We start from the raw sequence: 14965 nt of genomic DNA on the forward strand, positions 1-14965 counted from the left end.
CGGAAGTAGCACGCCGCAGTCGGACCGACGCTTCCGCTATGACTCTGCCGGCCGAGTGCGGTGGGTCTCAGGCCCGCGGGTGTGCTCGCCGGTAGGTGTCCTGCAGACGTTGCATGGATACCTGGGTGTAGATCTGCGTGCTGCTCATCGTGGAGTGGCCGAGCAGCTCTTGGATCTGTCGCAGGTCGGCCCCGCGGTCGAGCATGTGCGTGGCCGCCGAATGCCGCAGACCGTGCGGTCCGATGTCGGGAGCACTGGGGTCGTCGGAGCCGTAGCGGTGAACGAGTTCGCGCACCTGTCGCGCACCGATGCGTCCCCCACGGACGCCGAGGAACAGTGCGTCGCCGCTGTGGGGACCGGCGAACAGTTCACGGGTGGCGAGCCAGTCGTCGAGGGCTCTGCGTGCCGGGGCGCCGAACGGGACGCGACGTTCTTTGTTGCCTTTGCCGAGCACGGTGATCATCGATGCGCGGTCGTCGATGTCGCTGCGGTCGAGTCCGGTCAGTTCGGAGACGCGGATCGCGGTGGCGTAGAGCATTTCGAGGATCGCGGCATCGCGGATGCGTTTGGCCGCGTCGTACGGGTCGCTCGTGTCCGCGTCGCCCTGTGCGGTGTCGCCCGTCGTGGCGCCGCCAGCCGCCGAATCGCTCGTGTCCGTGCCGCCCTGTGCGGCGTCCGCTGGCCTTCGTCCCGCGCCGGTGTCGCCGGTTCGCTGGCCGTCGGCAGCGGAGATGAGGTCGGCGGCCTGCTGCGGTTTGAGCACCGTGGGCAGCCGGGAGTCCTTCTTCGGAGTCCGCAGACGTGCGGCCGGGTTGTTCGACAGTCCCAGGTTGCTCACGCCGTAGGCGAAGAAGGAGCGAACGGCGGCGATCTTGCGAGCCACTGTCGATTTCGCGGCACCGGCATCGTCGAGGGTGATGAGCCAGGAACGCAGGTCATCGAGTTCGACGGAGGCGAGATCGATGCGTGCGCCGGACGTCGTCGACGCGCGTCCTCCCTCGGTCCCGCGCCGGAGCTTCGTCGAGTGCACGGCGTGGTCGAGGAAGTCGGAGACGTCGGCGACGTAGGCACGTGCGGTGTGCTCGGAGACGTCACGAGACCGCAGGTGGTCGGCATAGCCTGTCACCACCTCGGCGACGGTCGATGATGTGCTCACGTTCCCAGGATACGTGGATGGTCGGGCTCAGCCGCGGGACGTGCGCAGTTTCACCCACCCGGTGTCGCGGCGTTCGGCCAGTCCGGCCAGGTCGAGAGTGGTCAGCGAATTGAGCGCATCTGCGATCGTCAGTCCTGCCCGCGAGGCGATGGTCCCGACATCGAGCGGTTTCGATACGGTCAGCACATTCAGGCAGATCCTCTCCCGCTCATCAAGCGCTTCACGGGGGTCGGGAGCCGGCGGACGATCTCCGTTCTCTGCGGCGGCACCCGCCCCGGTCGCGTCGAAGAGCGACGGAGTCTCGTCGAAGAGCGCGGGAGTCTCGTCGTCCATGAGTGCAATGACATCGTCGCTGCAGGTGACGAGTTCTGCTTCGTGCTCGCGCACGAGCTTGTGGGCCCCGGTCGACGACGCCGAATACACAGATCCGGGGAAGGCCGCGACCTGCCGGGAGAGTTCGAGGGCATGCCGCGCGGTGTTGAGTGCTCCGCTGCGCCAACCGGCTTCGACGATGACGCTGACCTGCGACGAGCCGGCGATGAGTCGGTTGCGCAGCAGGAATCGGTGGCGCATCGGCGTCATTCCCGGTGCGGTCTCGGACACGATGGCGCCGGTGGCGAGGATCTGTTCGAACAGGTCGGCGTTCGCCGCCGGATAGAAGCGGTCGACTCCCCCGGCCATGAATGCCACCGTCGGCGCTTCCCTGGCGATGGCGGCACGGTGGGCGGCTGCGTCGATGCCGAACGCACCGCCGGACACGACGGTGATTCCGCGAGCGGCAAGATCCCACGCAAGGTCAGAGGCACATTTGGTTCCGTAGCTGCTGGCTGCTCTGGCACCGACCACGGCAACGGCTCGAGTCAGGACGGTGCTCAGGGAGGCAGCTCCCCGCACCCACAGACCCAAGGGTGCTGCGGGACCGAGGTCGTCGAGCATTCGGGGCCACTCGTCATCATCGGGAATGACCAGTCGGCCGCCGATTCTCGCGATGCTGTCCAGATCATTCCCTCTCGTCTCGGCATCCCCGGCTCGCACCGCCCACCGGTCGATGGCCTCGGCCATCTGCCCGTGTTCGGCTGCCTCGGTGCCGGTGACTGTCAGACCGTGGACGGCTTCGTGAGCCGTGGTCTCACCGCGGCCGACGGCCATGATGATCCCTCGGGCGGCGACCGGGCCGATCCCGTCGACGAGCCGTTTGAGCAGACCGTCGCCGGGCTCGCCGATGCGCAGCAGTGAGGCGATGGCTGCGCGGACGTCCTCATCAGTGTTCACGGTCATGACTCCTGTGTCCTCAGGGCGAGCGCCGTTCTCATCGTGTCGGGATCGGGCCCGGGTTTCCCGGCCAGATCGGCCAGAGTGGTGGCGACGCGCAGCACCCTGTCGTAGCCGCGCATGGTGATCCGGCCTGTGTCGAGCGCCCGATCGAGGTCGGACAGGTCTGCCGGTGTGAGTGCGAAGTGGTCACGAAGCCAGGCTCCGGGCGCTTCGGCGTTGAGCCTCCAGTCGCAGTCGGCGAAGCGTTCGGCCTGCCGGTTCCGCGCGTCCAGCACGCGGGCCGCCACTGTGGCGCTCGTCTCCTGATCCCCGCCGAGGCGGAGGTCAGCCGGGGAGACGGGAAAGAGTTCGAGCTGCAGGTCGACTCGGTCGAGCAGCGGCCCCGACAGCCGATTGCGATAGCGGCGTTTGTCCAACGGTGTGCATCGACAGTCCGCACCGACCCCGGCCATCCCGACCCCGCAGGGGCAGGGGTTCGCGGCCATGATGAGCTGGAATGACGCCGGAAGCACCATCGATCCCCACGCCCGGTGGATGTGGACGCGACGGGATTCCATCGGCTGCCGCAGGGCTTCGAGGACGTCGCGGGAGAATTCGGGAGCTTCGTCCATGAACAGCACCCCGCGGTGGGCGCGGCTGAGCACTCCGACCGTTCCGGGTCGGCGTCCGCCGATGAGCGCCGAGGCGGTGCTGCGGTGGTGGGGTGCTTCGAACGGGGGCCGGTGGTCGAGTCCGTCGCTGCCGTCGAGTTCCCCGCGCAGCGAGCGGACGGCGGCGACCTCGACGGCTTCATCGTCGCTCAGCGGCGGCAGGATTCCGGGCAGGCACTGGGCGAGCAGGGTCTTGCCCGCTCCGGGTGTGCCGCGCATGAGCAGGTTGTGGCCGCCCGCGGCGGCGACCTCGAGGCCGAATCGCCCTTCGGCCTGTCCTTGGACTTCGCAGAGATCGTGGAGTTCCGGGGCCACGGGGACGGGTCGGTCCATGTCGAGGACCGCCGGCAGTGCAGGTACGGCCATCGATCCGCCATAGGCATTGACCACCTCGGCCAGAGAGGCGACCGGGAGGACTCTGGCGCGTCCGATGAGCCGTGCCTCGTCGGCATTGCCGATGGGGACGACGAACCGGTCGAAACCGGCCTGCAGCGCTGTGTGCAGGGACGGGAGCACCCCGGTGACGGGACGGATTCTGCCGTCGAGTCCGATCTCACCGCAGTGGATGACGCTGCCGGTGTCCTCGGTGGTGATCAGGGACAGTGCTCTGAGCACGGCGACGGCGATGCCGAGGTCGAATCCGGTGCCGATCTTCGGCACTGTTCCAGGGGTGAGATTGATTGTCAGGTGTTCTGTGGCGACGGGTTCTCCGAGGTAGGCCAGGGCTGCCCGAAGTCGTTTGCGCGATTCGCTCACCGAGGCATCCGGCAGTCCGACGATGTCGATTCCGGGCAGTCCGGCGCTGACGCCGGCTTCGATCGACACGATCTTCCCGGTCAGCCCCCACAGTGCCACGGCGGAGGCCCGTCCGATGATGTGCGCCGAGGCGGCGGGTCCGACATCGTCGGCTACGGCCCGCTCGTCCGGATCGCGCGGTTCTGCCGGCTCGCGCGGTTCGTCCGGCTCGGCCTGCTCGACCGACGGTTCCTCCTGTCCCGGGGTCTCCTCACTCATGAGTCGACCTGGATGTTCGGGCAGTGGAAGTACTGGACGCGCGGTTCCATGATGATTCCGAGCGCATCGATGCGCGTGGCCGGAAAATATTCGTCCTGCCCGCTCAGCCAGATCCCTGCCAGTGTGCGGATGCGGGCGAGCTTGGTTCGGGTCACGGCTTCCAGCGGTGATCCCAGCAGTGCGGTGCGCCGTGTCTTGACCTCGACGAAGACCGCAGTGTCACCGTCGCGGGCGATGATGTCGAGCTCTCCTCGTGCGCACCGGAAGTTGCGTTCGAGAACGACCAGACCGGCGTCCTCCAAGAACGCGACCGCGAGGTCCTCTCCCCTGCTGCCGAGCGCCTGCTTACGCCGGCCCTTCACGGTCCGGGTGCTCTTCGACGCTCGTGTCCGACCGGGTGTTCGTATCCGTCCCATGTCCGTCAGATGACCACGACGCCATGGCTCTGCGGAAGTGCAGAAGAAGAGCCTGTGGACGGTGCCCGACCATCCACAGGCCCACGACGGTCAAGTCAGAGCCGCGTCCACAGCGATCGGCGCGCGAGTGGTCGAGCCCAGCTGCCGACGATGATGCGAGGAGGCCGCCTCAGCCGCGGATCGCCGTCGGCGGTTCGAGATCGGACTTCGCGATCTCCTCGATGTTGACGTCCTTGAACGTCAGCACGTGCACGGTCTTGATGAACCGGGCCGACCGGTAGCTGTCCCACACCCAGGCGTCGCGCAGGGTGAGTTCGAAGTACACGTCGCCGGCGTCGTTGTGGGCCTTGAGGTCGACATGGTTGGCGAGGTAGAACCGACGCTCGGTCTCGACGACATAGGCGAAGAGACCGACGACGTCCCGGTATTCCTTGTACAGCGCGAGCTCGAGTTGCGCTTCGTAGTCGTCAAGATCATCGGCACTCATGACAGGCCCTCCTTCGCTCTTGAGTCCGCGCTCAGGCGGAAGCTTCTCCGGTGGTGGATGCTGGGGCCGAGTTCGGCGATGCCCTGTCGGTGCTTCACCGTCCCGTATCCCACGTTCGATTCCCAACCATAGTGCGGATGAGCCTCGGCGAGGGCGATCATCGTCTCGTCGCGTGCCACTTTCGCCACAATGCTTGCCGCCGCGATCGCCGGTACCGAGCCGTCGCCCTTGATCACGGTGCGCACCGGCGGCAGTTCGAGGTCGGCGCAGTCTCCGAATATCCCCAGGCAATCGAGGGTGAGTGGGGCCGAGAGCCAATCGTGGCGGCCGTCGAGGAGCACCATCGTCCGGTCGGGGAATTCGCCCACCGAGGCGGCTCTGCCATCGACATCGACGCCGCCCGAACCGTTCTGTTCGGAACCGCCCGAACCGTTCTGTTCGGAACCGATCGAACAATGACCCTCGGAACGCGGGTCCGCCCAATCGCTGAGCATCGAGATCATGGCGCGGCGTCCGGCGAGGTTGAGGGCCATCGTCATCCCCACCTCGTCGAGTTCGGCAGGAGTCGTCGACCCCACCGCCGCGGCGGTCGCCCACGATCGCACTCGCTCGGTGGCCTCCTGCCTCGACTGCGCGCTCAGCTGCTTCGAGTCATGGATGCCGGCGGGTACCTCGGCGGCGGTGAGGGCGCGCAGATCGAACAGGGCGACACCGACACCGACGGGCCCGGCCAGAGCGCCGCGGCCCACCTCGTCGACGCCGATGACGAAATCGAATCCCTCGCTGAGCAGTCCGCGTTCGACGCTGAGGTCGGTCAGTCCACGTGCGGCCATCAGTTCCCGGTGATTCCCTCGGCGGTGTCCGGCACGTCCGCGAAGACCTCGTCGGGGGTCGAGACCCAGCTGAAGTGTTTGAACGGCCAGTTGATGAGGAACACGGTGCCGACCACGTCGTCTTCGGCCACATAGGGGTCGGTGTCCATGTGGTAGCGGGAATCGGCGGAGTTGCTGCGGTTGTCGCCCATCACCCAGTAGTGGCCCTCGGGCACGGTGACTTCGAATTCGACCTCCGAGGGGGCGGTGCCCGCATCGAGGTAGGTTTCGTCGATCGGTTCGCCGTTGACCAGCAGGCGTCCTTCGGCGTCGCAGCACTTGATCGTGTCACCGCCGACGCCGATGACGCGTTTGATCAGCTGATTGCCCGCGTCCGAGGGGGCCAAGCCGATGAATTCGAGGACCGGGTTGGGAGTGTACTCGGCGGTCTCGGCCGCCGAGAGCCAATGGTCGGGGTCGTCGAAGACGATGATGTCGCCGCGGTCGGCGGGTCCGAAGCGGTGCGCCAGCTGGTTGACGAGGACCCGGTCATCGACCTGGAGGGTGGTCATCATCGATTCCGACGGGATGTAGAACGCGCGGACGACCCACGTCTTCAGCGCCGTCGAGATGAGCAGGGCGATGACGATGATCGCCAGGGTCTCCAGCAGCCCGCGCGCGAACCGTTTCGAGGCGGGTGGCGGGGACGCTTCGGATTCGCTTGTCATTCGTTCGCTTTCACATCGGACCAGGACTGCGGCGGTTCGGACCAGCACTGCGGCTGTGGACTGAACCGAGCGTATCAGCACGACCGGAGCCTCACTCCCAGCCGCAGTGCAGTTGAGTGCGAACGCTCAGCCGTCCGCGCAAGGCTCAGATGACGCCGAATTCCCCTCACCGAGCCGGGCCCCCGACCTCGCGTGTGAGAGGTCGGGACGGGAGCATGAGCACCGCGTGTCAGCTCCCGCGGGTTCGAAAATCATACGCACCGATCGAAATCACTGCATTTGCACTTTGGACCCACCCTCACCGAGGCGGCGCTCAGTCGATCGAGGAGCCGTGCCCGATCACGGGGCCGATGACCCGATCGGTGGGGATGAATCCCCCACCGGGCCGTCCCAGCAGCGACCGGGAATCGGCGGATTCATTGCGATTGTCGCCCATCACCCACATGGTGCCGTCGGGGACTTCGACGGAGAATTCCACCGCCGAGGCGGGAGTGGGGGCATAGTCTTCGCGCAGTGGTTTGCCGGTGAGCAGCAGACGCCCCTTCGCGTCGCAGCATTCGAGGCTGTCACCGCCGACGGCGATGACGCGCTTGACGTAGTAGACGTCCCGGGGGCCGAGGCCGACCCAGGAGCCGATCTTCTGCAGAGGGGTGGGCAGCGCATCGTCGACGAACGATCCGCGACCGTCGAAGACGACGATGTCTCCGCGTTGGAGGTCTCCGCGCAGCGCGTCCGGACGCCACACCGTGATCGAGTCGACGACCTTGAGCGTCGGCTCCATCGAAGCACTCGGAATGGTGAAGCGCTGGATGACGAACCCGCGGATCGATCCGCCGAGGACGATGATGACGACGACAATCGCCGCAATCGTCTTCCAGAACCGTGCCGAAGACAGAAGACGCGACCCGAAGGTCGCGTCTTCATGTCTGATCGGCACCGTGTGATCATCGCCCACAGTGCCGGGCAAATCAGGCCTTTTCGCGGATGCGAGCAGCCTTGCCGCGCAGTTCGCGCAGGTAGTACAGCTTCGCACGGCGCACTGCACCGCGGGTGAGGACCTCGATCTTGTCGACGTTGGGCGAGTGCACCGGGAAGGTACGCTCCACACCGACGCCGAAGCTGATCTTACGAACGGTGAAGGTCTCGCGAACGCCGTCGCCCTGGCGACGGATGACGATTCCCTTGAAGACCTGGATACGCGAGCGCGAACCTTCGATCACCTTGACGTGAACGTTGAGGGTGTCGCCCGGGCGGAATTCGGGAACGTCAGACTTCAGCGAGGCTGCATCTACAACATCGAGCTTCTGCATTGTGGTTTCTCCTGTGGCCTCTGCTTCAGGTCGAGGACACGCATATCGGACCGGTGAACCGGTAGCTGGATCGTCTGTCGGGATCTCTCCCCGTCGACCCGCCGAATCTCTGCGGCGAGCCACCTTGGGCACTCATCCCCCTGAAGCAGGTGAGTGCCAACAAACGCGACGCTCTATTCTGTCACGGTTGAGCGCTCAGACTCAAACCGCTGAAGCGCCGCGAGGTCGTCCTTGCTCAGGTCATCGAGTCTCTCGAGCAGATCCGGTCTGACTTCTGCGGTGCGTTCGAGACGTCGGTCACGTCGCCACCGGGCGATCGCGGCATGGTTGCCGCTGAGCAGGATCTCGGGCACGTCACGTCCGCGCCAGTTCGCCGGCTTCGTGTAGATCGGGTATTCGAGCAGTCCGTCTTCGTGGCTCTCCTCGGTCAGCGACTTGGGGTTGCCGATGACGCCGGGGATGAGGCGGCTGACGGCTTCGATCATCACCATCGAGGCGACTTCGCCGCCGTTGAGCACGTAGTCGCCGATGCTCATGGGCAGCAGATCGAAGTGCTCGCCCGCCCAATCGATGACGCGCTGGTCGATGCCTTCGTAGCGTCCGCAGGCGAAGACGAGGTGGTCGCGGGCGGCGAGGTCCTCGGCGATGCGCTGATCGAACACCTGCCCGGCAGGGCTGGGCACGATGAGCGTCGGCTTACCTCCGGCTGCAGGACCCGCACTCTGAGCACTTTCCGGGCCTTCGCCCTCCGCACTGCTGCGACCTGCCAGGATGTGCTCGAGAGCCAGGGCCCAGGGTTCGGCCTTCATGACCATGCCCGCTCCCCCACCGTAGGGCGAGTCATCGACGGTGTTGTGCCGGTCGAAGGTGAAGTCCCGCAGGTCGTGGACGTCCAGGCTCAGCTGACCGCGGTCGACGGCCTTGCCGATGAGCGAGAGCTGCAGACCGGCAAGATACTCGGGGAAGATCGAGACGACGTCGATCGACATCTGCGGTCCGACCGCCTCGGCGGAGGCCCCACCCTGGGTCACAGGGTCGGATCCAGTCGCTTCGGCGGGGGTGTCGCTGTCGGTCATCGGGGACGGTTCGCTCATTCGGCGTCGAAGAGGCCGGCGGGCGGGGTGACGCTGACGCGGCCGGAGTCGATGTCGACGTCGGGCACGATCTCGGTGACGAAGGGAATGAGCACAACGTGTCCGTCCGCGTGCTTCATATGGAGCAGGTCCTGGGCGGTGCCGTTGGTGACGTCGACGATCTCGCCGACGAGGGCGTCGTTCTCATAGACCTGGAGTCCGATGAGGTCGTCGAGGTACCAGGCATCGGCTTCGTCCTCGTCGTCGTCCGCCTCGGCGAGGATGAGGGTATTGCGGATCTCCTCGGCACGATTGCGATCGGGGACCTCGTCGAAGGCCAGGAGTAGGCGGTCGCGGTGCCACCTCGCCGACTTCAGCGTCAGCACTCCGATATCGGGATCGGTGGCGAAGGTCTCACCGGGGTTGAGCCGTTCCTCGGGTCGGTCGGTGCGCACCTCGACGGTGAATTCGCCTTTGATTCCGTGCGGCTTGCCCAGCCGGGCGATCACCGTGTCCATACTGCTCCTCGAAGTGTGCTGTCACTGCCTGTCCGGCCGATCATGCGTCCGGATGACTTCTCTTGCGGTCAGCCGACGGACCGCCATGCTCTGGCACCAGTGTAGTCGGCGACCGGCGGATGAATGCACGAGAGGGGATGCAGCGCATCTGCACTGCATCCCCTCTCGGATGTCGGAATTACGCCTCGATGAGGTCCACTCGCACCGACTCACGGCCGGCCAGCGAGTTCATCACGGTGCGCAGGGCCTTGGCGGTCCTGCCTGCACGGCCGATGACCCGGCCGAGGTCGTCGGGGTGAACCCGGACCTCGAGGGTCGTGCCGCGCTGCGACGAACGCGAACGAACGGAGACGTCGTCGGGATGATCGACGATTCCGCGGACCAGATGCTCGAGCGAATCAGGCAACATCTCAGGCTTCAGCGCTTTCTTCAGCGGCCTCAGGTGCGGCTTCGGCTGCTTCCTCGGCCGGAGCCTCGGCAGCGTCAGCGGACTTGCCGCCCTTCTGCGTGATGGCTTCCTTGATCACCGATTCGGCGTTGGGGGCCACGTAGGCTTCCTTCTCCGGCTGCGGCTTCACGGTGTTGACCGCTTCACCTTCGCCCTTGAACTTCTGCCAGTCACCGGTGAGCTTGAGCAGAGCCTTGACCTGGTCGCTCGGCTGTGCGCCGACCGACAGCCAGTACTGTGCGCGCTCGGAATCGATCTCGATGACCGAAGGCTCACGGGTCGGGTGGTAGATGCCGATCTGCTCGATGGCCTTACCGTCACGACGAGTCTTCGAATCAGCGACGACGACGCGGTAGAAGGGTGCACGGATCTTGCCCATGCGGGTCAGACGAATTTTGACTGCCACTTTAGTGGTGTCTCCTTTTGTGTTCTGTGTGCACAGCTGTACCAGAAGAATCGTGGGGTTGATCTGCTGGAAGCCGCGGCTCGGACTATCACTTCGGCGCGGATGAGAGGGCCCGGACCGAGAGCAAAAGTACAAGAGTCAATTGTGCCAGAAGCCTCTACTTCTTACCACCTGGGAAGATTCCCCCGAAGCCCTTGGGCAGGTTCGCCGGGTCGAATTCCTCATCGGCGCCGAGGTCGACACCGCCGAAGGCCGAACCGACCGGATCCTGGGTCTTGCCCGCCTTCTTATCGGCCAGCGCCTGCGCCTCCTGCGCACGCTTGGCCGGGTTGCCCGACTGACCGCCCTTGCGGCCCTTCTTCTTCCCCGCGGGTTTCTTCTTCTTTCCACCCGCGGCACCAGGCATTCCGCCCATTCCGGGCATCTGCGGCATACCGCCGCCACCGGGCATTCCGGGCATTCCGCCGCCGCCACGGGTCATCGACCGCATCATCTTCTGCGCCTGCGTGAAGCGCTCCATGAGCTGGTTGACCGCGGTGACCGTGGTGCCGGCGCCCTTGGCGATGCGGGCACGACGGGAGCCGTTGAGGATCTTCGGGTTGGTGCGCTCCTGCGGTGTCATCGATCTCACAATCGCTTCGACCCGGTCGACCTCACGCTCGTCGAAGTTCGCCAGCTGATCCTTGTACTGGCTCATACCGGGCATCATGCCCAGCATCTTCTTCATCGAGCCCATCTTCTTCAGGCCCGCCATCTGCGTGAGGAAGTCGTTGAGGTCGAAGTCCTCGCCGGACTCGACCTTCTTCTTGAGCTTCTCGGTCTCTTTTTCGTCGAAGTTCTTCTCGGCCTGCTCGATGAGCGTCATGATGTCGCCCATGTCGAGGATCCGGTCGGCCATTCGGTCCGGATGGAACTGCTCGAAGTCCTTCATCGATTCGCCGGTCGAGGCGAACATGATCGGCTTTCCGGTCACCTCGGCGACGGACAGCGCGGCACCACCGCGTGAGTCACCGTCGAGCTTCGAGAGCACGACGCCGGTGAAGTCGACGCCGTCGAGGAACGCCTCGGCGGTCTTCACCGCGTCCTGACCGATCATCGCGTCGATGACGAAGAGGACCTCGTCGGGGTTGACCGCGCTGCGGATGTCCGCGGCCTGGGCCATGAGCTCCTCGTCGATGCCGAGGCGGCCGGCCGTATCGACGATGACGACGTCGTGGAGTTTGGACTTCGCGACCTCGATCGAGTCGGTGGCGACCTGGATCGGATCGCCCACGCCGTTGCCCGGCTCCGGGGCATAGACCACGGCACCGGCACGTTCGCCGACGATCTGGAGCTGGTTGACGGCGTTGGGCCGCTGCAGGTCGGCGGCGACGAGCATGGGACGGTGGCCCTCGGACTTCAGCCAGTGGGCGAGTTTGCCGGCCAGGGTGGTCTTACCGGCACCCTGGAGGCCGGCGAGCATGATGACCGTCGGCGGACGCTTGGCGAAGTTGAGGCGACGGGTCTGCCCGCCGAGGATGCCGACGAGTTCGTCGTTGACGATCTTGACGACCTGCTGGCCGGGGTTGAGCGCTGCCGAGACCTCCTCGGACAGGGCGCGTTCGCGGATCCGGCCGGTGAAGGCACGCACGACAGGCAGTGCGACGTCGGCGTCGAGCAGGGCACGTCTGATCTCACGGATGGTGGCATCGACGTCGGCTTCGGACAGCCGGCCCTTCCCGCGCAGATTCTTGAAAGTCGCGGTGAGCCTGTCGGACAGAGAGTTAAACACGTACAAGCCTTCTTCACGATGGTTTGGTCGACTCTCTAGACTAGCAAGTCACCCGTGCCGGGCTGAAACCAAGAGTGCTGACAATGCCCCGTGAACCCTCGCCGAGGTGGCGCTGGCCTTCCAGTATTCGTCAATTGCCGAACGCCGAGGCGGCACAAATGCTTCACCTGCAAGCGGAACGGCCGATCGCCTCGGCGAGGTGGTCTGCTTCCACCCTGCCGAGGCGATCAATGAGCACGACGTCGCACTCTCCCCCGTTCACGCGGCCGGCGAGACCCACCGGCCGCCTGGACGGGCGTCTGTTGGGGTCACCGGAACGAGTAGGCCTGCTCGGCGTGTTCGAAGGTGTCGATTCCCTCGAGTTCCTCCCGCGGGTCGATCCGCAGCCCCATCGTCGAACGCAGCACCAGCGAGATGGCCAGCGTGACGAGACCCGCGAAGACGATGGCCACGAGACAGGCGAGCACCTGTGCAACGAGGAGTTCGAGTCCGCCTCCGTAGAAGAGGCCGGCCGGTCCGTCTTCGTTCGGGAAGGCGAAGAACCCGATCATCACGGTGCCGATGATTCCGGCGACGAGGTGGACGGCCACGACATCGAGCGCATCGTCATAGCGCAGACGGTTCTTCGCTTCGACGGCGAAGATCGCACCGGCGCCTGCCGCGATTCCGATGAGGATGGCCGCATAGGGATCGACGTTCGCACACGCCGGGGTGATCGCGACGAGGCCGGCGATAGCTCCCGAGACGCTGCCGATGCTGCTCGGTCGCGAGGCGCGCAGGCGTTCGATCATGATCCAGGTGATCATGCCAGCGGCAGGTGCTGCCAGCGTGTTGATCCAGATGAGTCCGCCCTGTTCGATGGTGGTGGCGGCACCGCCGTTGAACCCGAACCAGCCGAACCACAGCAGCGCAGCCCCGAGCACGGTGATCGGGATGTTGTGCGGCTTGTGCGGGGTCGAGAAGCGGGCGCGACGACCCATGACGACGACGAGCACCAGGGCGGAGATGCCGGCATTGATGTGGACGACCGTGCCTCCGGCGAAGTCGATGGCCGGCCCGAACAGACTGCCGATCGCGCCGGATTCGCTGAGCAGTCCGTCTCCCCAGACCATGAACGCCAGGGGGCAGTACACGAGGGTCACCCACGCGGCGGAGAAGACCAGCCAGGTGGAGAACTTCGCCCGGTCGGCGACCGCGCCGGCGATGAGGGCGATCGCGATCATCGCGAACGTCGAACCGTAGCCGATGGAGATCAGCGAGGCCGGGTCGTTCGCGACCGAGCCGGTGAGTCCGAGTTCGGACAGCGGGTTGCCGACGATTCCGGCGATCGAGTCACCGGAGCTCAGTCCGTAGCCGAAGAGGACCCAGACGAGTCCACCGACGGCCATCGCGGAGAAGACCATCATCATCATATTGATCGCCGAGGTGATCCGCGTCATTCCTCCGTAGAAGAACGCCACCCCGGGGGTCATGAGCAGCACCAACCCCGCGGCGACCATCATCCATACATTCACTGCATCGAGTTCCATGTCGTCTCTTTCGTCTCTTTCGTGTCTCGGCCGGTTCCGAAACGAACCGGGCAGACACAGTCTGCATGACGCATGTCACAGTGGTGAGTCGTCAATGTTTCCGGAATGTGACAAGCCTGGTCTCACCCTGCGAATATGCGGGTGAGACCAGGCTCGAAGAATGTGCGGGAACAGTTGCGCGACAATGCCGTCGGGACTGCTGAGCGTTCAATCAGCCCTCAGTCGAGCAGTGCGTCGACGAATCCTTCGGCAGTGAATGGTGCGAGGTCGTCGGCGCCTTCGCCGAGTCCGATGAGCTTGACCGGCACGCCGAGCTCACGCTGGACGGCGACGACGATTCCGCCCTTCGCGGTGCCGTCGAGCTTGGTGAGCACGATTCCGGTGATGTCGACCGCCTCGGCGAAGACCTTCGCCTGCTGCATGCCGTTCTGTCCGGTGGTCGCGTCGAGGACGAGCAGCACTTCGTCGATCTCGTGGCCCTCCCCCAGCGGGCGGGTGGCCACCCGCTTGACCTTGCCGAGCTCATCCATGAGTCCGCGTTTGTTCTGCAGCCGCCCGGCGGTGTCGATGAGGACGACGTCGGTGCCGTCGGCCTGCCCCTTCTCGACGGCTGAGTATGCCACCGAGGCGGGGTCGGCCCCTTCGTCCTTGCGGACGGTTTCGACGCCGACGCGTTCGCCCCATGTGGCCAGCTGTTCGGCTGCGGCGGCACGGAAGGTGTCCGCGGCTCCGAGCAGCACGGACTTGTCCTCGGCGACGAGCACACGGGCGATCTTGCCCACCGTCGTCGTCTTCCCCGCGCCGTTGACCCCGACCACGAGGATGACGGAGGGGTCGTCGCCCGTGCCGGCATCGGCCAGCGACCGGTCCATCGTCGGGTCGACGAGCGTGATGAGCTCTTCGCGCAGCAGTCCGCGGACCTCTTCGGGGTCCCGAGTGCCGAGCACCTTGACGCGCTCGCGCAGGCGGTCGACGAGTTCGGTCGTCGGTTCGACGCCGACATCGGCGAGGATGAGCGTGTCCTCGATCTCCTCCCAGGCGGACTCATCGAGGTTGTCGCGTGAGAGGAGGTTGAGCAGCCCGCGGCCGAGCCCGGAGTTCGACTTCGCCAGGCGCTGCCGCAGTCGGACGAGGCGGCTGGCCGGTTCGGTGGGAACCTCGGATCCGCGCGTTTCGGCTCTGTCCTTCTCGACCGCCTCGGCGACGTCATCGATGCTCAGTTCACCGGTGACCTCCGCATCGATGCCGCGCCGCTCATCCGGCCCTTTCTTCCGGGCGTTGACGCGCAGCGAGATGCCCAGCGCGACGACGAGAGCGAACACGATCGCCGCGACGATGAGCAAGATGATCGGCTGATCCATGGTTCTTCCGT

General features: G+C 65.8%; 16 protein-coding genes. All 16 read right to left on the reverse strand.

Annotation, left to right across the window (positions count from 1 at the left end; genetic code table 11):
* Window positions 1–67: 67 nt before the first annotated feature.
* Window positions 68–1156: a tyrosine recombinase XerC gene (locus tag ACTIIH_RS09915; RefSeq protein WP_101553671.1), complete on the reverse strand. Its 1089-nt coding sequence runs from the start codon at window positions 1154–1156 to the stop codon at window positions 68–70.
* 27 nt (window positions 1157–1183) lie between these two features.
* Window positions 1184–2434, reverse strand: a complete 1251-nt coding sequence (dprA, locus tag ACTIIH_RS09920; RefSeq protein WP_101553670.1) for a DNA-processing protein DprA — start codon at window positions 2432–2434, stop codon at window positions 1184–1186.
* A complete protein-coding gene (locus ACTIIH_RS09925; protein ID WP_101553669.1) occupies window positions 2431–4095 on the reverse strand; it encodes a YifB family Mg chelatase-like AAA ATPase in 1665 nt (554 codons plus the stop codon). The genes dprA and ACTIIH_RS09925 overlap by 4 nt, the downstream gene beginning before the upstream one ends.
* Entirely contained in the window at window positions 4092–4457 is a 366-nt protein-coding gene (locus tag ACTIIH_RS09930) for a YraN family protein (RefSeq protein WP_441451627.1), read from the reverse strand. The genes ACTIIH_RS09925 and ACTIIH_RS09930 overlap by 4 nt, the downstream gene beginning before the upstream one ends.
* Before the next feature lie 223 nt (window positions 4458–4680).
* Window positions 4681–4998, reverse strand: a complete 318-nt coding sequence (locus ACTIIH_RS09935) for a DUF2469 domain-containing protein (protein ID WP_025777313.1) — start codon at window positions 4996–4998, stop codon at window positions 4681–4683.
* Window positions 4995–5831: a ribonuclease HII gene (locus tag ACTIIH_RS09940; RefSeq protein ID WP_127364594.1), complete on the reverse strand. Its 837-nt coding sequence runs from the start codon at window positions 5829–5831 to the stop codon at window positions 4995–4997. Before ACTIIH_RS09940 ends, ACTIIH_RS09935 begins: the two co-directional genes overlap by 4 nt.
* Window positions 5831–6538 (reverse strand): signal peptidase I, encoded by a 708-nt coding sequence (gene lepB, locus ACTIIH_RS09945; RefSeq protein ID WP_101553666.1) that lies wholly within the window; start codon window positions 6536–6538, stop codon window positions 5831–5833. The genes ACTIIH_RS09940 and lepB (ACTIIH_RS09945) overlap by 1 nt, the downstream gene beginning before the upstream one ends.
* 313 nt (window positions 6539–6851) lie before the next feature.
* The gene (gene lepB / locus ACTIIH_RS09950) at window positions 6852–7475 is read right to left on the reverse strand and encodes a signal peptidase I (RefSeq protein ID WP_441451628.1); all 624 of its coding nucleotides are present in this window, start codon (window positions 7473–7475) and stop codon (window positions 6852–6854) included.
* A 31-nt stretch (window positions 7476–7506) separates the two neighbouring features.
* Entirely contained in the window at window positions 7507–7848 is a 342-nt protein-coding gene (gene rplS, locus ACTIIH_RS09955) for a 50S ribosomal protein L19 (RefSeq protein ID WP_025777317.1), read from the reverse strand.
* Window positions 7849–8021: 173 nt separating this feature from the next.
* A complete protein-coding gene (trmD, locus tag ACTIIH_RS09960) occupies window positions 8022–8837 on the reverse strand; it encodes a tRNA (guanosine(37)-N1)-methyltransferase TrmD (RefSeq protein WP_101553792.1) in 816 nt (271 codons plus the stop codon).
* A 101-nt stretch (window positions 8838–8938) separates the two neighbouring features.
* Window positions 8939–9439 carry a ribosome maturation factor RimM gene (gene rimM / locus ACTIIH_RS09965; protein ID WP_101553664.1) on the reverse strand — a complete coding sequence of 167 codons (501 nt, stop codon included), beginning with the start codon at window positions 9437–9439 and terminating at the stop codon, window positions 8939–8941.
* Window positions 9440–9617: 178 nt separating this feature from the next.
* Window positions 9618–9848 (reverse strand): RNA-binding protein, encoded by a 231-nt coding sequence (locus ACTIIH_RS09970; RefSeq protein WP_025777320.1) that lies wholly within the window; start codon window positions 9846–9848, stop codon window positions 9618–9620.
* A 1-nt stretch (window position 9849) separates the two neighbouring features.
* The gene (gene rpsP / locus ACTIIH_RS09975) at window positions 9850–10293 is read right to left on the reverse strand and encodes a 30S ribosomal protein S16 (protein ID WP_025777321.1); all 444 of its coding nucleotides are present in this window, start codon (window positions 10291–10293) and stop codon (window positions 9850–9852) included.
* 157 nt (window positions 10294–10450) lie between these two features.
* Window positions 10451–12064 carry a signal recognition particle protein gene (gene ffh / locus ACTIIH_RS09980; RefSeq protein ID WP_101553791.1) on the reverse strand — a complete coding sequence of 538 codons (1614 nt, stop codon included), beginning with the start codon at window positions 12062–12064 and terminating at the stop codon, window positions 10451–10453.
* Between the two features lie 308 nt (window positions 12065–12372).
* The gene (locus tag ACTIIH_RS09985; protein WP_025777323.1) at window positions 12373–13593 is read right to left on the reverse strand and encodes an ammonium transporter; all 1221 of its coding nucleotides are present in this window, start codon (window positions 13591–13593) and stop codon (window positions 12373–12375) included.
* 218 nt (window positions 13594–13811) lie between these two features.
* Window positions 13812–14954 (reverse strand): signal recognition particle-docking protein FtsY, encoded by a 1143-nt coding sequence (gene ftsY / locus ACTIIH_RS09990; protein ID WP_101553663.1) that lies wholly within the window; start codon window positions 14952–14954, stop codon window positions 13812–13814.
* Window positions 14955–14965: the final 11 nt, after the last annotated feature.

It is taken from the genome of Brevibacterium sp. (genome assembly GCF_052105255.1).
GTDB lineage: Bacteria > Actinomycetota > Actinomycetes > Actinomycetales > Brevibacteriaceae > Brevibacterium > Brevibacterium linens_B.